This window comes from Streptomyces flavalbus (assembly GCF_042674625.1).
Taxonomy (GTDB): domain Bacteria; phylum Actinomycetota; class Actinomycetes; order Streptomycetales; family Streptomycetaceae; genus Streptomyces; species Streptomyces flavalbus.
Genome location: NZ_JBHTEB010000001.1, coordinates 5,089,508 through 5,106,186, shown reverse-complemented (window position 1 = coordinate 5,106,186; position 16,679 = coordinate 5,089,508). Strand labels below are relative to the sequence as shown.

Below are 16,679 nucleotides of genomic sequence, written 5' to 3'. Positions count from 1 at the left end.
TGGTACGGCCTTCCGCCCGGCGCCGTCGAGGGGCGCCGGGCGGTCCAGGGGGTGCCCGTCAGGACGGCGGCGTGCCCCAGGCCAGGGCCGTGCCCGTGTACGCCGGGATCTTCGGGGCGTCCGTGTACGCCGTGGCCGTCGAGCGGCTGTAGTCGTCGGCCTCGTTGAAGTTCGACCAGTCCGACTTGCTCATCCGTAGCTGGATGTCCCCGGTGTCCCGCCCGGCCGCGAGCGAGCCCCCGGCGAACGACACCTCCAGGTAGGCGTCCGCGCCCGCGACCGGCGTGGGCAGGGTGACGACCCTCAGCTTCACCTGTGCGCACCCGACCACCGCGTGGTCGCACCACGCGCTGACCGACGAGGCACCGTCACGGGTGAAGTAGTAGCGCGCCGACACCGTGCTCAGGTCGACGGACGTGGAGCCCGGGTTGGCGATCACGAGGGACGGGCGGATGGCGTTGTCCGTCGCGGAGGAGTCGCTGTTCTTGTAGCGGACCTTCACCGCGCCGGACGGGTCGCCGCCACCGCCGTCCGCCTCGGTCGTCACGCTCAGCGCCGTGGACGCGGCCGACACGTTGCCGGCGGCGTCGCGCGCCCGCACGGTGTAGCGGTACGCGGTCGAGGGCGTGAGGCCGGTGTCCGTGAACGACGTGCCGGTCACCGCCGTGGTGTTCACCTTCGTCGTGCCCCGGTAGACGTCGTACCCGGTCACGCGCACGTTGTCGGTCGAGGCGGACCACGAGAGGGACACGCTGTTCGCGGTCTTCGCGGTGGCCGTGAGGCCGGTCGGCACGCTGGGCGCGACGGTGTCGTCGGGGTCGGGGGTCCCGCCGCCGTACACGTCGGCCAGGCTGACGCCCGTGGTGCTCCCGGCGCCGCCCAGCGGCACCTCGTGGTCGAGGCTGACGAACTTGCCGCCGTGCTGCCACAGGGCGGGCTTCAGCAGGGCGTACTTCGCCTCGTCCCAGGTCTTCCAGTCGTAGCCCAGCAGACCGCCCGTGTCGCCGGAGTTGGGGTTGATGCACCAGAAGGTCTGGTGGATGCGGTTCTCGGTGATGAGGTCGCGCAGCGCCGTCATCCACTTCTGGTTGGGGCCGCCGTCGAGGAAGCCGCCCCATTCGCCGATGAGCAGCGGCGACTTGTTCTCCTTGTGCAGGTACAGCCAGTTGGGGTCCCAGACGTCCCGTTCGAGGGTCGTACGGTCCCAGGTGCCGGTGAACCAGGGCTGGGCGAAGACGAGCGGGCCGTAGTCGTGCGGCGAGTAGACGAGTTGGTCGCTGTTGGCGCCGAGGTCGACCGGGTGGTCGCGCACGCCGCGCAGGTTGCCGCCCCACCAGGTGGAGTAGTAGTCCGTCGGCGTGGTGGAGGTCCAGCTCACCCCGGCCCTGGGGTACACCTCGATGCCCTCGCACAGCACCAGGACGTTCGGGTTGATCGCCAGGATGCGCTTGCCCGCGGTCTCGCAGGCGTACTTGAAGTTGTCCTGGTCGGTCGAGCCGTCCCACTTGGCGCGCGGGGTCTCGTTCGCCTTGCCGTGCGGCTCGTTCTCGATGTCCATGGCGACGAGCGTGTCGTCGGACTTGTAGCGGGCCGCCACCCACTCCCACGCGCTGTAGAACTGCTCGGTGGTGATGGAGCCCTTCCACCACACCGGGTACACGTGCCCGGAGTTGTCGGCCTCCGCGCTGTGCACGTCCAGCAGGACCTTGATGCCGTACCGCTTGCACAGCAGCAGCCAGTAGTCGAAGACCTCCAGCGAGGTCTTGTTCGCGATCTCGGGGTTGGCGTAGGCGTTGACGCCGGACGGGACGGTCGCCTGGCCCGCCTTCCACTCCAGCAGGAGCTGCGTCGAGATCGGCACCCGGACGATGTTGATGCCGCGGTCGGCCATCGACTTGGTGAGTTCGGTGATGTTGGCGGACCACAGGCCGTGGAAGACCCGCTCGGCGGCGTTGAAGCCGAACCAGTTGGCTCCGGTGAGCCAGACCTCGTTGCCGTTCGCGTCGACGATCTTGTTGCCCCGGGTGTGCAGCCAGTCGTCACCCGCCGCGGCGGCGCTGTTGGTCGCGTCCTCGGCCGTCCTGGCGTCCGCCGCCGGGGCGGCCTGGGCCACCGCCCCGCCCGCGAGGCCGCCCACCGCGACGAGCGCCGCGGTCAGCACCGCGGCCAGGAGCCGCCTCGGGTGCCGACCGTCTCGTCGCCTCGGGTGCCGACTGTCTCTTCGAAACTGCCTCACTGTGCGCTGACCTTTCCGTCTGGTGCGGGAGAACGGGAGGTGCACGTGCATGGAGCCGGATCGCGAGAGCGTCGCGTCGGGAGCGCTCCCAGGGGACAAAGCCATGGGAGCGCTCCCATAGCTTGCTTCGGCCAGGACTGTAGGGCTGTTGCGCCCCCTTGGCAAGACAAGTCGCACGGCTCGCATCCACCTCTCGGTAGAGTCGAGTTGAGGGACGAAACGGGCCGATCGCTGTCCGACGTCTTGACGCCGCATCACTCACTCCCGACATTGGGAGCGCTCCCATCTCTGTGTGCGCTCCCGTACCTCAGAGCCGTCGCACACCCCTACTCCCCGCAGAGGACCATGGCGTGTCGCCTCATCAGCTTCCACCTCCGCACCGTCGGCGCGGTCGCCTCGCGCTGACCGTCACCGCCCTCACCGGCCTGCTCGCCGGGGCCCTGGCCAGCACCCCCGTCTCCGCCGCCGAACCGGCGGCCGACGAACCACCCGAGCTGATCGTCAACGGCGACTTCAGCGCGGGCACCGCCCCGTGGTGGTGGACCGAGAACAGCCCCGGCGCCGTGGTCGACGGACGCCTGTGCGCCGACGTCCCGGCGGGCACGGCCAACCCGTGGGACGCCATCATCGGGCAGAACGGGCTCTCCCTCATGGCCGGTGAGGGATACACGCTCAGCTACACGGCGACGTCGACGGTGCCGGTCACCATCCGCACCAACGTCCAGATGGCCGTCGAGCCCTGGACGACGGAACTCTCGGCCGCACAGCGGGTCGGGACGAGCGCCGAGCGCGTGACCCACACCTTCACGGCGGCGGCCGACCACGACGCCGCCCAGCTCGCCTTCCAGATCGGCGGCAGCGCCGAGGCGTTCACCTTCTGCGTCGACGACGTCTCCCTGCGCGGCGGCACCGCGCCGCCCCCGTACGAGCCGGACACCGGCTCACCCGTGCGCGTCAACCAGGTCGGCTACCTCACCAACGGCCCGAAGAACGGCACCGTGGTCACCGACGCCACCGAGCCGCTGACGTGGACGGTCAACGCCGCCGACGGGACCCGGCGGGCGAGCGGCACGACCACACCGGCCGGGGTGGACCCCACCTCGCGCCAGCACGTCCACACCTTCGACTTCAGCTCCGTGACCACCCCCGGGGACGGCTACACCGTCACGGTCGGGGAGGACGAGAGCGAGCCGTTCTCGATCGGCGACAACCTCTACGACGCGCTGCGCACGGACGCGCTCGCGTACTTCTACCACAACCGCAGCGGCATCGAGATCGACGCGGACATCGTCGGCGAGAAGTACGCGCGCCCCGCCGGGCACGTGGGCGTGAGCCCCAACCAGGGCGACAAGGACGTGCCCTGCCAGCCCGGCGTCTGCGACTACCGCCTGGACGCGTCCGGCGGCTGGTACGACGCCGGTGACCACGGCAAGTACGTCGTCAACGGCGGCATCTCCGTGGCCCAGTTGATGTCCACCTACGAGCGGACCCTGACGGCGCGGAACGCCGACGGCGCCCCGCTCGGGGACGGCAGGCTGCGGCTGCCCGAGCACGGCAACGCCACGCCCGACATCCTGGACGAGGCCCGCTGGCAGCTCGACTTCCTGATGCGGATGATGGTGCCGCAGGGCCAGCCGCTGGCCGGTATGGCGCACCACAAGCTCCACGACCGGGCGTGGACCGGTCTGCCGCTGCGCCCCGACCAGGACCCGCAGCCCCGTGAGCTGCACCCGCCGTCCACCGCGGCGACCCTCAACGTGGCCGCCACCGCCGCCCAGTGCGCCCGCCTCTTCGCGCCCTACGACGCCGACTTCGCGGCCAGGTGCCGTACGGCGGCGGTCACCGCGTGGAACGCGGCCAAGGCCCACCCGGCCATATACGCCGACCCCAACGACGGCACGGGCGGCGGCGCGTACTCCGACAACGACGTGCGGGACGAGTTCTACTGGGCCGCGGCGGAGCTGTTCCTCACCACCGGCCAGGACACCTACCGCCAGGAGGTGCTGCGCTCGCCGCTGCACGGCCACACCGACCTGGTCTTCCCGGCCGGTGGCATCTCGTGGGGCTCCGTGGCGGGTCTGGGCGCGCTGGACCTGGCGACCGTGCCGGGCAAGCTGACGGCCGAGCAGCTCCGGTCGGTGCGGACCATGGTGACGGGGGCCGCCGACCGGTACGCGGCCGACTCCGCCGACGCCGCGTACGGGCTGCCGTACGCGCCGTCCGACGGCCGCTACGTGTGGGGCTCGAACAGCCAGGTCGCCAACAACATGGTGGTCCTGGGCACGGCCCACGACCTGACCGGCAAGGGCGTGTACCGCGACGCCGTGCTGCGCGGGCTCGACTACCTGCTGGGCCGCAACCCGCTCAACCAGTCGTACGTCACCGGGTACGGCGAGCGGGACTCGCACAACCAGCACCACCGCTTCTGGGCGAACCAGCTCAACCCCGCCCTGCCGAACCCGGCGCCGGGCTCGCTGGCGGGCGGCCCGAACAGCGGCATCGAGGACCCGGTCGCGCAGAGCAAGCTGCAGGGCTGCGCGCCCGCGATGTGCTACATCGACGACATCGAGTCGTGGGCGACGAACGAGATCACCATCAACTGGAACGCCCCGCTCGCGTGGGTGGCCTCCTACGTGGACGACCTCGGGGACGGCGGCGACCGCAGCCCGGCGTGCCAGGTCACCTACACCTCGACCCGGTGGGGCGGCGGCTTCACCAGTCAGGTCGTGGTGAAGAACACCAGCAGCCGGACGGTCGGTCCCTGGCAGCTCTCGTGGACGTTCGGCGACGACCAGCGCGTGCGGGACCCGTGGGGCGCGACCGTCTCCCAGACCGGTCCGCAGGTCGTGGCCAAGTCACTGAGCTGGAACGCCACCCTGGCTCCCGGCGCCGAGACGCGGTTCGGCTTCAACGGCACGTCGAGCGGCCAGGTGTACGACCCGAGGGTCTTCCGGCTGAACGGCGAGCCCTGCGGGGTGACGGGCTAGCCCGTCCTGGCGCGGCCCCTAGGGCGTGCGCTTGCCCGTGACGCGGTCGAGGATGTCCGCGACGAGCTTGCCGCGCCGGGGCCGCGCCTCGATGTTGCCCAGCACCGACCAGCCCTCGACGTAGACGACCGGCGCCCGCGGGTCGCCCGCGTCCAGGCTGTCCACCTCGAAGTTGCCGAGGACGCCGCCGCCGGAGCCGTGCAGCGAGATGTTCGCCGGGACCCTGACCTCGACGTTGCCGAAGACCGAGACCGCCTTGATGACGACCTGCTGGTACTCGAACAGGGCCTCGCTCAGATCGATCTCGACGCTGCCGAAGACCGAGTAGGCGTGGATGCGGCGGCCGACGCGCCAGCGGCCCTTGCGGGAGGCGCTGCTGAAGACCGCGACCACGTTGTCGTCGGGGTCGACGGGTATCGCACCGGCGGCCGGGCGGCCGGGGGCGTGGGCGTAGGACGGCGCGGACGGCCTCGGCTGCCGGTCCTGCCCGCCGGGCAGGTCGCGGACGAGCGGGGCCAGCTCGCCGACCGTCCGCGCCCGGTACACCCCCTCGACCCGCTCGGCGTGCTCCTCGGCCGTCAGACGGCCCTCGGCCAGGGCGTCGCGCAGGATGTCCGCGATCCGGTCCCGGTCGGCGTCGGAGGCGCGCAGCTCCCCGGGCGCGGGGGCGGCAGCGGCAGGAGTGGCGGTCTGCTTCTGAAGGTCCACGGCAGCAGCGTACCGAAACACGATAGATCGCGATAGCCCCCGTCCGGGTGTCCCGGCTCCCCCACGACTGAGCCTTACCTCACAGGTCCGCCGTCTCCCTCAGGTTCTACGCTGGTGAGCGCTCGCCAACGGAGGCGAGTGGCCGTCCGTCGAGTAAGGAATGGGCTGAGATGCCTGAGTTCGCGTACACCGATCTGCTCCCCATGGGAGAGGACACCACCCCCTACCGGCTGGTGACCTCCGAGGGTGTCTCCACCTTCGAGGCCGACGGGCGGACGTTCCTCAAGGTCGAGCCGGAGGCGCTGCGCAAGCTGGCCGAGGAGGCCATCCACGACATCCAGCACTACCTGCGCCCGGCCCACCTGGCGCAGCTCCGCCGCATCATCGACGACCCCGAGGCGTCGAGCAACGACAAGTTCGTCGCGCTCGACCTGCTGAAGAACGCCAACATCGCCGCGGCGGGCGTGCTCCCGATGTGCCAGGACACCGGCACGGCGATCGTGATGGGCAAGCGCGGGCAGAACGTGCTGACGGAGGGCGGCGACGAGGCGGCGCTGAGCCGCGGCATCTACGACGCCTACACCAGGCTGAACCTGCGCTACTCGCAGATGGCCCCGCTGACCATGTGGGAGGAGAGGAACACCGGCTCCAACCTCCCGGCGCAGATCGAGCTGTACGCGACGGACGGCGGCGCGTACAAGTTCCTGTTCATGGCCAAGGGCGGCGGGTCGGCCAACAAGTCGTTCCTGTACCAGGAGACGAAGGCCGTCCTGAACGAGGCCTCCATGATGAGGTTTCTGGAGGAGAAGATCCGTTCGCTGGGCACGGCCGCCTGTCCGCCGTACCACCTGGCGATCGTCGTCGGCGGCACCTCCGCCGAGTACGCGCTGAAGACCGCGAAGTACGCCTCCGCGCACTACCTGGACGAGATCCCGGCCGAGGGCTCGCCGCTCGGGCACGGGTTCCGGGACAAGGAGCTGGAGGAGAAGGTCTTCGAGCTGACGCAGAAGATCGGGATCGGGGCGCAGTTCGGCGGCAAGTACTTCTGCCACGACGTGCGCGTGGTGCGGCTGCCCCGGCACGGGGCGTCCTGCCCGGTCGCCATCGCCGTGTCCTGCTCGGCGGACCGGCAGGCCGTCGCGAAGATCACCGCCGAGGGCGTCTTCCTGGAGCAGTTGGAGACCGACCCGGCGCGGTTCCTGCCGGAGACGACGGACGAGCACCTGGAGTCGGACGGGGACGTCGTCCGGATCGACCTCAACCAGCCGATGGAGTCGGTCCTCGCGGAGCTGACGAAGTACCCCGTGAAGACGCGGCTGTCGCTGTCCGGGCCGCTGGTCGTGGCACGTGACATCGCGCACGCCAAGATCAAGGAGCGGCTGGACGCGGGCGAGGAGATGCCGCGGTACCTGAAGGACCACCCGGTGTACTACGCCGGTCCGGCGAAGACGCCCGAGGGGTACGCGTCGGGTTCCTTCGGGCCGACGACGGCCGGACGGATGGACTCCTACGTGGCGCAGTTCCAGGCGGCTGGCGGGTCGAAGGTGATGCTGGCCAAGGGGAACCGCAGCCAGCAGGTCACGGACGCGTGCGCGGCGCACGGCGGCTTCTACCTGGGCTCCATCGGCGGTCCGGCGGCCCGGCTCGCGCAGGACTGCATCAAGAAGGTCGAGGTCCTGGAGTACGAGGAGCTGGGCATGGAGGCGGTCTGGAAGATCGAGGTGGAGGACTTCCCGGCGTTCATCGTCGTCGACGACAAGGGCAACGACTTCTTCACTTCGCAGGAACCCGCTCAGCCGACCTTCACCAGCATCCCCGTGCGTGGCCCTGGCCTGGCCTGAGCTAGCCCCTGGAAGCCTCCCAGAGCCCTCGGCAACCGGCCGGGGGCTCTCCCCGTTGCGCGCTCCCAGGACGGGCACGCGGGAACTCACCGGCGTTGCCCGCCCTCGGCCCGAGCCCCGGCGTACCCGACTACGCGAATATCAGCGTTGCCGCATAGACGACCATGAACAACCCTCGTACCGTCTGGTGCAGACGCCCCAACGGGGGCCGCTGCAAGGGGGTTTGAGCATGGCTCGCGAGGAACTGACCCGCCTTACCGGCAACGGGAATGGAGAGTGCGGGCAAGGGGATTGCCCGAACGTGTATCGCACTGAAAGCGGATCGTTCATCGTGCAGGGCGACGCGTCCGACGCCTTCACGCCGCCCCAGGGCGAAGGATTGGTAGAGATCCCGGAAAGCGTACTGAGGGAGGCTTTCCGTGCTCTTGGCTGGTGAAGCCTGGCAGGCCAAGTTCCGCGACTTCCAGAGCGAGGCGTGGCGACTGGAAACCCTGCCCGTTTACCGCGTACCGCAAGAGGCCGAAGAGTTCTCCCGCTTCCTGGCCGGTGAACGGTTTCCGGGGCCGTACGAGGATTCCTGGACGGCGATGATCCGGCGCTGTAGGGAATCCGGGGGGAGCGTCGGGCGAGTGCACATCCTGACTCGACCGCTCTCCGATTACCTGCGTTTCGAGTTCGAGAGGTACTACCGCCATCAAGCCCCCATCGGGGAAGACATCCGAATCCTCGACGTGACCGAGCGTGAAAACCCGCTTCCGGGCATTGAGGACTTCTGGATGTTCGACAAAGCAGAAGTAGTCCTCATGCACTATCAGCCGGACGGCACTCAGATCAGCCGCGAACTGTACGAGGGTGACGTGTCACCGTTCCTCGAATATCAGCGCATTGCCCTGGCCGAGTCTGTTCCCTTCGAGGAGTACGTGAAGGGCCTTGACCTTTGAGCCGGAAGAGCTAGGTCAGTCCAGAGCCGACCTAGCCGAGACACTGAAGACGCTTCGCAAGCGGACCGGGATCACTCAGACCCGGCTCGCTCAGCGGTGCGCCATGAGTCAAACGAAAATCAGCAACATTGAAGGGGCGAAGCTAACCCCCACCCTAGTTGACGTTGAGCTGATTCTCAGGGCATTGGATGCGCCCCCAGACCTCGTTTCCCGAGTGGCGGCCCTTGCGCGGAACGCTAACAGTGAATGGCAAGACGCTTGGTCGCAACGCCGCACCGGGTTGGAGAAGAAGCAGAATGAGCTAGCCGGCTTCGAGCAGTCGTCCACAGAGTTCCGGTACTTCCTGCTGTCTATGGTCACCGGGCTACTCGCAACACCCGACTACGTTAAGGCCAGTCTCGCCCACATTCCCGGCGACCACAGCAAGGCCATTGCGAAGAAACTAGAACGCCAATCGGTCCTTTATGACACGTCGAAAAGATTTACATTCATCCTTACCGAGCAAGCCGTTAGGTGGCCATTCCTGCCCCCGGCGGCCATGGCCATGCAGGTTGACCGTTTGGTTTCGCTTAGCCTGCTGCCGAATGTTCAGCTCGGAGTCATCCCCCTGGATGGCCACATGCCGACTGCACCATTGAACACCTTCACCATCTATGACACCCGGATATCCACGGTGGAGACACAGACCGGGGTGATGGTCTTTCGGGATCACCGAGACGTGTCGGCTTACCTGAACGAGTTTGACACCTACGAAGGTTATGCCCTGTTCGGGGAAGAAGGCAGGGAACGGCTGTCCGATTGGGCCAGCCGCTTCCGTTCGTAATTTCTACCCGACAACGCAAATAACCTACGCACTTCACCGCATCCCTGGGCACCATGTCATGACAGACACGGAGCCGAGGGGCGATCGATGCTGGAACACAAGACGCACACCAAATCCCATGCCGAACTGGAACCGGTCGGGGTTGAGGGGTGCATGACGTGCGCCGCACTTTCCCAATCCCGAGAAGACGCCCGTGACGCGGGCGTAACCGGGGCCGTGGCGAGCACCAATCGGGAAATCGCCAACCACCCGCATAGCGCCGTTGGGCGAGGCAGGAAGCTGCCTTCTGTGTCCGTGTGGGGTGTTGCCCTGTGAAGCCGGAAACCTATCCCGGTGAGGCTGTCGACCTGCCCCTAGACAGTTGGCTGTACGAAGCTCGACCGAAAGCCGGTTGCGCCCGGTGTGCGGACGAGAAGACGAAGCTCGACTTGGCCGTGAAGAAGGGTGACGCGAACGCGCGCTTTGAGGCGACCCGGAACATCCGGCAGTGCCCCCACGGGGCCGCCGGGTGACCGTGGCCCCGGAACGGCCCAAGAGACGGCAGAGACAACGCGGCGGCCGCCGGGGGTACGACCTAGGGCGGCCTTCGCTGATTGAGTGGCTGATCAGCGTCTCGGATATCTGCGGTGCGTGCTTCGGTCACCGGGAAGTCTGGTGCCCCGACTGTGCAGGCTTCAACGGTTGCTCGACGTGCGGCTTCCGGGAGAAGGTTCCGTGTCCTGAGTGCGCTTACGGGAAGCTCGACGGCTTCCATTGGTGAAGACCCCCCTGCCATCCGCTTCCCCCGTGGCGGATGGCAGGGGTCTCCCTTGATGCCTTGAGAAACGCCCAATGGCCTCAGCCGGCCTCGGCCTTCAGGCGAATTGCACGGGCCTTTAGACCTTCGGCCAAGAGCAGAGCCTGACGGTCGCGCTTCTTCTCATCCTCGAAACGCTTTCGAGCTATCCAACGGATCAGTTCGTTCACTGCTACCCTCGGTCCCGCTTCGGGGGTAGCGGCTTCCAGTCCACAATCAGCAAGTGCCCCACGGTGATGCACCGCTGGTCCCCGCAAGAGTTCTCGAACACAGGGTAGAAACCCTCACGGTTCCTCTTTCGTTTCGAGGCCGTAAGGTACCTCTTAACCGAGGCAAGGTTTCCGCGAATGCGAACCTTTGGCTCTCCGTAACTGTCCCGCTTGCCGTACCAGATGCGACAGCCCGTTTCCGAGTTCGGTCGAGAAGCGGCCATGATCTTATCGAGTGGCCCCCTGTACTGAGACGTCATCGGGTCACCGCCACCGGCTCAATAACGGAACCGCCCAGCTTTCCGAGCACGTTCAAGGCAGCGTGATTATCGCGAAGGAACGCCTTCCAGTAAGCGTTCCGGGCTCTTCGAGTGTTCTCTTCCCTGGTTACCGCTTCAAGGTGACTCGGGTTCCAGCAAGACGTGTTGCCGCAAAGATGGTCGATCGTGAAACCATCAGGGATGCGACGACCGAACGCCTTAAAAGCCTCTCGGTGAACATATCGAGGCTTTCCTTCGGCGGTGAAACGGCCGTATCCCTCCTTCTCTCGGTAGCCCATCCATTCCCAGCACCCGCCTTCAGCGGCGGGCCATTCAAGGGAACGGGAACGGAGGTAGGAAATAACGGCGGCCTTGTCGGCCAGCTCCAAAGGCTTGCGCTTCATTGGGTTCCTAGCGTTATATCGGGGAGCGGTAAGCGGGGCGGGGTTTCGATAAGAAGTAGCAGTATCGAATAGCCAAAAAAGGGGGATGGCACGGGAACAGGGTGACCAGTCCCATTCCCGTGCCTGTTCGACCTGCCTCCATCGAGGCTCTGACCGGCTACCGCCGATCAGACATCCCCCGGCGGTTCAGACCGGGGGAAGATGAGAGGCACCCCAGGGCAAGTAACTGGGGTGCCAAGTCGTTAGCTAGCGGCGGCCTTGATTACCTGAGCCGAGGTAGCCTCGGCCAGGGAAACGCCAGCCACGCGCATAGTCAGCTTGAAGCCGACCTGATCGGAATCAAAGCGAGCATCCTCGCTAACCCTCACAGTGGCATTGCGCCGAATACCGACAACGATTCGAGAAGCGTCCGCGACGACAACCGTCTTGGCGGGCAGGAACGCACTCGGAAGAATCGGCAGGCCCCAAGCGGTAGAAGCCGGGGTGTCGGTCGGGGAACCGCCCTGATAAATGCCAGACCCCGCAGCCTTCTCCTTACGGAGAGCCGCAGCCATATCGACGGACGCCCAGACGACCGAGGGAGTTCCGTTCGTGGCCTCGATACGGGCAACCGCGTCGGCCAGGTCGTCATAGGTGACGGTGACCTTTCCGGTGCCGAGGGTGGTGGACGTGCCCTGGGAAACGATGCCCTTGATCGGGTTGGTACCCGAACCGGTGAAGGCGTCGGCATCAAACTTCAGGGACGCGTCACGAAGAAGGTTCTCCGCAATCACGCGCCGCTGATCAAGCGCGGAATCCTCCAGAACCTCAGTCGAAGCCCACTGCACTTCGCCGATCTTCTTCGCTGTGAACTTGACCTCACCCCACACCATCTGGCCCTGGGGAATGGTCTGGCCCTCGGCGACGTAATCAGCGCCAGTCGAGGAGACGAGCTGAGGAACCGAGAAAGTGGCCGACGTGAATGGAATGATGCTGCCGGCCGGGAGGCCGCGCAGGAAAGTCGACTTCGCCTTGAGTGCGTCGATGTACTTACCGGAAATCTCCTGCGGGACGGTGTACCCGCCGTCCTGGGGAACGCCTTCAGAGATCAGGGCGCGGTATTCGGTAAGCGACGGCATGAGCGACCGCCACTCGTCAGAGGCAACCGGCCGCCGGTGCTCGGCGTAAGGATGCTGGAGTTGGCAGCAACCAGACTGCGAACCTCGGCCTCTCGGTCGAGCCGCGCCCGCTCCTCGCGGGCATCAGTCGCCCGCATCTCCATGTACTTCAGCGTCTCGGCGATAGCGTCGCGAACCTCCGGAGAGTCCGCCCCGCCCGCGCCATTCACGGCAGCCAGGATCTCAGTACGCGCCATGCGCTCTTCAGCCGGAATCGAGTTGATGACGGCCGCCACTTCGCGGGCCGTCAAGCCACGATCCTCGGACTCGGCAGACTCAAAAATCTTGCGAAGCTCAGGCTTCATTGACAGTTCCTTCTTGGTCGGGGCCAGAAGCGGCCATGCAAAAGCCGCCCGACACCCGGAATGGGTGGGGCGGCCTAAAAGGGGGCGGCGGTTATTTACTTGAGTCGCGTTCAGACTGAGGCGACGTAAGCCATGCGCTGTTGTTCGGCCTGCTCGACATAGCGGACTCTGCGCGCAACCTTGCGCGCCAGTTCCTTGCAATCTGGGGAGCAGTACCGGCGCGGTCGCCCCGTCCGAACTCAGTCGTGAACTCTCGCTCACAAGCCCAGCACTTCAGCTCGACTGTGTTGTTCATGTTCCATATCTCTTCGAGATGGTGAGCGGGGAACGGTCGGCCACTGGTGGTGGATATGCGAAACGGCCCGGCCTCCATGGCCTTCGGAGGCCAGCCATGGAAACCGGGCCGCCGCTACCGCTGCCGCCCATGCCGCGTGTTCCCCCGATCCCGAAGGGACCGAAGTTTCTCTGTCTTGCATGAACCAAAGACCGGTTAAGGCGCGATACTCAACACGAAACGCACATGTGATGCCGGTCACCCTCGGCCGTTAGGTGAGCAGACCCCCGAACGTGTCATCACTTCCGCTCTCGGGGAGCGGCATAGAGAGCCGTTGACGATCCAGCGGATTAAGACCGAAGCGAGCGCCAAAGGTGAGCATGAGCGCGGCAGCATCCCGCGCTATCTGATGAGCGGGAGACTTCTTCACCTGACCCCGGTATCCCTCGGCCATAAGGCCGCCCGTGGCCAGCTCCATAAGAGCGGCCGTGTAAACGGCCCAAGCGGAGCAGTAGACGACCATGAAAGCTCGGTCTAGGGCCGGGTCATAGACCCCCCTGGCGTACAGCTCGGGCACCACACGCGACCACTCCTCGGCGGCCTCGGCGGGAAGGCCGTCAGGGGGCGGCGGAGCGTCCTCCTTCGGCCTGGCCATGGTCTCGGCCTCATGCTTGCTCGCCTGGCCGCGCAGCACGCGTAGAGCGGCCGTGGCGGGAATGTTTCCCCTCGGCATGGGTTGATCTCCAATCCGTAGTTATGTCAGGGATTCCGCGCCCGTTCGGCGCGGTGCGTAGCGGCTGTGCCTTTTCCGGCGTTCACCGCACGCGTGCGAAAAGAGGGAAGGCGGCGGGTGCGGGGAAGAGTGCTCTGGAACTTTTAAACTCCCCCTCCCCGTGGGTTCGGCGCGTCCTTGGCCGCGAGAAGGTCCTGAGCGGCCCTGTGGCCGCCGCAATTGGCTGCTGAGCTACCTCGGCCCACCTAGGCCGAGTGACTTCGGCCTAGGCCGTTCTGTTGCCTCGGCTGAAGTTGCACGGCCCGCAGGCCGGGCGAAGGTTCTCTATGTCATTCGTTCCGCCTCGGCTGAGCGGAACTATGTGATCGGCCGTGGTAGCCGGCCGAGCATTGCAGAGAGAGCAGACAGGGTTAACCGCGAGGATCGCGGCCCTGGCTTTCAGGTATTGAGTGTTGTATCCGCGCGCCCAGGGCGAGGGGCGCGTGTGTCTTCTCTTCTGCTCCCGTCGCTTCGCTCCGGCCGAGGTGCACGGCTCGCAGCGCGTGCCGAGGGGATAGAGCCGCTTACAGCGGCTGCACATCAGGTAAGGCATTGATAGTCCAAACAGAATCGGCACCCTTCGAGGGGTGCCGTTAGTGGTGCTCTCTGCCTGGCCTACGTTCCTTCGGCCAGGGGATGACTTAAATAGATAGAGAGGCAGCGAACGTTTCCGCAGGTCAGGGAAGAATGCGTAACCCTCGCGGGGTTACGCGGTAACCGTGGCAGGGTTACGCAGCAGTCCGCAGGGCGTGAACGCGGCAGGATGCCGACCCGAGCCCGTTCTTCTGGAAGTGGTGCCCAGGCAGTACGAGACACCGTGCGCCCGACTCGGCCGCTATCAGCTCCATGCCCTTGGCCGCCGTGATGCCCTTCTGTACGGCCTGTTTGGTGAGCGCCTGGCCGTTCTCTCCGGCCAGGATGGAAGCTAGGGCACCTTCGGCGAACTCCGCGTGTCCAACCTGATTGCTCCATCCCAGGGCGGCGAAGTACACCCGGAGAGCAAGAGGCTTGATTAGAGGGTTACGGGCTTTCGCTCGGCAGTCGAGCTGAGAAATGGCACCCCATGGGGCACCGGGTCCGAATCCAATGGTCACTATTCCCTCGGTCATGGATGGGGCATGGGCATAAGAAAGCCCCGACTGCCGCCGGGGCCAAGTCAGATGACTTATTCTTAACCCGCCGGGGGTGGCGGAATCAAGGAAGAGCGTTTAAACGGCCAGGGGGCCGAGCGTGGGCATGGAAAAGCCCCCGAAGCGTTTACACGCGACGGGGGCAGGGGTTGGGGGCGTGGGTGACCCTACCTACTTCCGCTTGTAAGCCATCTGCTTCGGCAGAATGTATTCCGCCTCCGGCTCAGTCCACATGTATCCCTCGGGGACGTGAAGACCGGTCTCCTCGGCGATTTCCGCCAACTCTGGAATACGCACCCTCACAAGGCGAGATCCGTCCTCGGTACTTCCGACCACTACAGTGATGCCGTGCCGTTGCAGGAATACACGCTTCTGCTCATCATCCTTCGTCGCCCACTCCTCGACGTAGGTCCGACCCGTCTCCTTCCAAGCCGGGGCGACCTCGGCGGCCTTGATTTCCTCTCTCAGCCGCTCCACCTTCGCCGACTGGAATTCATGCTGTCCCCAATACCGTTCGATCTGAACATCGGTCTTGAACCGTCCGGCAAGGTAATCGGATTCCAAGCGATCTAGCGTGGCCTCCGCCTCGGCAAGCTCGGTCTTGGTCTGACTGATCGAATTACCGGCGCGCTCCATTACCGGGAGCGGGCCGAGAGTGACCTTCACGAACGTCCCGACAGCCGTGTCTAGATCGTCGCGTCGAATACGGCCGGGGTTCGAGCAAGTTCCGGTGTTTACGTTGTTGCAGGCGTAGTAGTGGTGTACGCGGCCGTTCGGCTTCGTCTTCTTGTTAGAGGACATTCGGGCACCGCACGCGTGGCAGATAGCCACACCGCCGAGCATCGACCGCGAGGGAGAGGACCGCCTAACCGGGCGATCGCTCTTCAGAATGGCCACAAATTCGGCCCACTCGGCAAACTCCATCAGGGGATCATCGGTGATTCTGACGTTCTCGCCGTTCTCGTCTACGACGTTTTCGCCCTTGTGTGTATAGATCCCGGCCACCGTAGGGTTCATGATGATGGCGCGGATAGCGTTGGCCGTCCAGGCAACACCCCTCGGCTCTTCGCCCTTAACGATTCGCAGATGATCCCGCCAAGTAGGGATACCACGCTTATTCAGATCGACGGCAATCTTGTAGGACGACCAGTCGCCCTTCAGGCGCTCCACGATTTCACGGAAAAGCTCCGCGTACGTCGGGTCCTGAACGAGCTTCTTACCGCCGCCTTCCTGTCGCTCGAAGTGGTAGCCGAACGGCTCGACTCCGCCAATCCAAACGCCCTTCGCCTTACGGGCGGCTGAACCGGAAAGCGCGCGGGCGCGAATGGTGTCCAGCTCGCCCTCGGCGAAAGCAGCGATGATCTGCGCGAACATCTTCCCCATGGGGGTGGACATGTCGATGCCTTCAGTTACCGAGACGATGACCTTGCCGTGTTTCTGGCACCAGTCGAATACCTCGGCGAAGTGGCCCGCCTTGCGGCTGAGGCGGTCCAGCTTCCAGACGGCCAACACGTCCCACTCGTCGGCCCGCTCGTTGAACCAGGGACCGAGCCCCGGTCTCTTGAACGGGTGCATGGCTCCGGACACGTCGAGGTCTTCCGCCCAGCCCGCTATGCGGCCGTCAATGGCCGGTCCGGTCGCCCAGTGCTCTACGGCCGCGCGCTGCTTCTCGGGGCTGGTGGTGTCGTCCTTCAAGATGGACAGGCGGACGTTCCCCAGGACCCTCGGGTTAGAGATCATGGCGCGGATCGTACGTGGGTCCATGCGAGCGGAACAAGCCGAACGACTTCTTCCAGGACCCGGCGCCCGCGCCGACGTTCACGACCATCCCGGTGC

At 66.0% G+C, this 16,679-nt stretch carries 14 protein-coding genes; 5 read left to right on the top strand and 9 right to left on the bottom strand.

The window, feature by feature from the left end:
* Nucleotides 1-58: 58 nt before the first annotated feature.
* Nucleotides 59-2,161 carry a cellulase family glycosylhydrolase gene (locus tag ACFQZ6_RS23135; protein WP_381612053.1) on the bottom strand — a complete coding sequence of 701 codons (2,103 nt, stop codon included), beginning with the start codon at nt 2,159-2,161 and terminating at the stop codon, nt 59-61.
* Nucleotides 2,162-2,637: 476 nt separating this feature from the next.
* Here ACFQZ6_RS23135 and ACFQZ6_RS23130 point away from each other — a divergent pair, with 476 nt between their 5' ends.
* On the top strand, nt 2,638-5,223 hold the full coding sequence (locus ACFQZ6_RS23130) for a glycoside hydrolase family 9 protein (RefSeq protein ID WP_381618573.1): 2,586 nt from the start codon (nt 2,638-2,640) through the stop codon (nt 5,221-5,223).
* Between the two features lie 18 nt (nt 5,224-5,241).
* On the opposite strand, the gene ACFQZ6_RS23125 is transcribed toward ACFQZ6_RS23130, so the two are convergent.
* Nucleotides 5,242-5,931: a DUF1707 SHOCT-like domain-containing protein gene (locus tag ACFQZ6_RS23125; RefSeq protein WP_381612051.1), complete on the bottom strand. Its 690-nt coding sequence runs from the start codon at nt 5,929-5,931 to the stop codon at nt 5,242-5,244.
* Between the two features lie 170 nt (nt 5,932-6,101).
* On the opposite strand from ACFQZ6_RS23125, the gene ACFQZ6_RS23120 reads away from it, so the two are divergent.
* From ACFQZ6_RS23120 to ACFQZ6_RS23105, 4 genes are all read left to right on the top strand, one after another.
* Nucleotides 6,102-7,772, top strand: a complete 1,671-nt coding sequence (locus ACFQZ6_RS23120; protein ID WP_381612049.1) for a fumarate hydratase — start codon at nt 6,102-6,104, stop codon at nt 7,770-7,772.
* A 229-nt stretch (nt 7,773-8,001) separates the two neighbouring features.
* The gene (locus tag ACFQZ6_RS23115) at nt 8,002-8,208 is read left to right on the top strand and encodes a hypothetical protein (protein WP_381612047.1); all 207 of its coding nucleotides are present in this window, start codon (nt 8,002-8,004) and stop codon (nt 8,206-8,208) included.
* Nucleotides 8,192-8,713, top strand: a complete 522-nt coding sequence (locus ACFQZ6_RS23110; RefSeq protein ID WP_381612045.1) for a DUF6879 family protein — start codon at nt 8,192-8,194, stop codon at nt 8,711-8,713. Before ACFQZ6_RS23115 ends, ACFQZ6_RS23110 begins: the two co-directional genes overlap by 17 nt.
* Nucleotides 8,703-9,536: a helix-turn-helix domain-containing protein gene (locus tag ACFQZ6_RS23105; protein WP_381612043.1), complete on the top strand. Its 834-nt coding sequence runs from the start codon at nt 8,703-8,705 to the stop codon at nt 9,534-9,536. The genes ACFQZ6_RS23110 and ACFQZ6_RS23105 overlap by 11 nt, the downstream gene beginning before the upstream one ends.
* An 837-nt stretch (nt 9,537-10,373) precedes the next feature.
* On the opposite strand, the gene ACFQZ6_RS23100 is transcribed toward ACFQZ6_RS23105, so the two are convergent.
* The 7 genes from ACFQZ6_RS23100 to ACFQZ6_RS23070 form a co-directional block, all read right to left on the bottom strand.
* Complete coding sequence (locus ACFQZ6_RS23100; RefSeq protein WP_381612041.1) at nt 10,374-10,502, bottom strand: hypothetical protein; 129 nt, start codon at nt 10,500-10,502, stop codon at nt 10,374-10,376.
* A gap of 295 nt (nt 10,503-10,797) precedes the next feature.
* On the bottom strand, nt 10,798-11,205 hold the full coding sequence (locus ACFQZ6_RS23095) for an HNH endonuclease signature motif containing protein (protein WP_381612039.1): 408 nt from the start codon (nt 11,203-11,205) through the stop codon (nt 10,798-10,800).
* Between the two features lie 242 nt (nt 11,206-11,447).
* Complete coding sequence (locus ACFQZ6_RS23090) at nt 11,448-12,323, bottom strand: phage major capsid protein (RefSeq protein WP_381612037.1); 876 nt, start codon at nt 12,321-12,323, stop codon at nt 11,448-11,450.
* Entirely contained in the window at nt 12,293-12,667 is a 375-nt protein-coding gene (locus tag ACFQZ6_RS23085) for a hypothetical protein (RefSeq protein WP_381612035.1), read from the bottom strand. The genes ACFQZ6_RS23090 and ACFQZ6_RS23085 overlap by 31 nt, the downstream gene beginning before the upstream one ends.
* A gap of 545 nt (nt 12,668-13,212) precedes the next feature.
* Nucleotides 13,213-13,596 (bottom strand): phage terminase small subunit P27 family, encoded by a 384-nt coding sequence (locus tag ACFQZ6_RS23080; RefSeq protein WP_381618570.1) that lies wholly within the window; start codon nt 13,594-13,596, stop codon nt 13,213-13,215.
* Nucleotides 13,597-13,939: 343 nt separating this feature from the next.
* A complete protein-coding gene (locus ACFQZ6_RS23075) occupies nt 13,940-14,254 on the bottom strand; it encodes an HNH endonuclease (protein ID WP_381618567.1) in 315 nt (104 codons plus the stop codon).
* 760 nt (nt 14,255-15,014) lie between these two features.
* Complete coding sequence (locus ACFQZ6_RS23070) at nt 15,015-16,583, bottom strand: recombinase family protein (protein ID WP_381612033.1); 1,569 nt, start codon at nt 16,581-16,583, stop codon at nt 15,015-15,017.
* Nucleotides 16,584-16,679: the final 96 nt, after the last annotated feature.

Bases quoted from the DNA above. Each gene is read 5' to 3' on its own strand.
- ACFQZ6_RS23115 (WP_381612047.1), top strand. From the start codon at position 8,002: ATGGCTCGCGAGGAACTGACCCGCCTTACCGGCAACGGGAATGGAGAG.
- ACFQZ6_RS23070 (WP_381612033.1), bottom strand. From the start codon at position 16,583: ATGATCTCTAACCCGAGGGTCCTGGGGAACGTCCGCCTGTCCATCTTG.
- ACFQZ6_RS23085 (WP_381612035.1), bottom strand. From the start codon at position 12,667: ATGAAGCCTGAGCTTCGCAAGATTTTTGAGTCTGCCGAGTCCGAGGAT.
- ACFQZ6_RS23120 (WP_381612049.1), top strand. From the start codon at position 6,102: ATGCCTGAGTTCGCGTACACCGATCTGCTCCCCATGGGAGAGGACACC.
- ACFQZ6_RS23095 (WP_381612039.1), bottom strand. From the start codon at position 11,205: ATGAAGCGCAAGCCTTTGGAGCTGGCCGACAAGGCCGCCGTTATTTCC.
- ACFQZ6_RS23075 (WP_381618567.1), bottom strand. From the start codon at position 14,254: ATGTGCAGCCGCTGTAAGCGGCTCTATCCCCTCGGCACGCGCTGCGAG.
- ACFQZ6_RS23090 (WP_381612037.1), bottom strand. From the start codon at position 12,323: ATGCCGTCGCTTACCGAATACCGCGCCCTGATCTCTGAAGGCGTTCCC.
- ACFQZ6_RS23080 (WP_381618570.1), bottom strand. From the start codon at position 13,596: ATGGCCAGGCCGAAGGAGGACGCTCCGCCGCCCCCTGACGGCCTTCCC.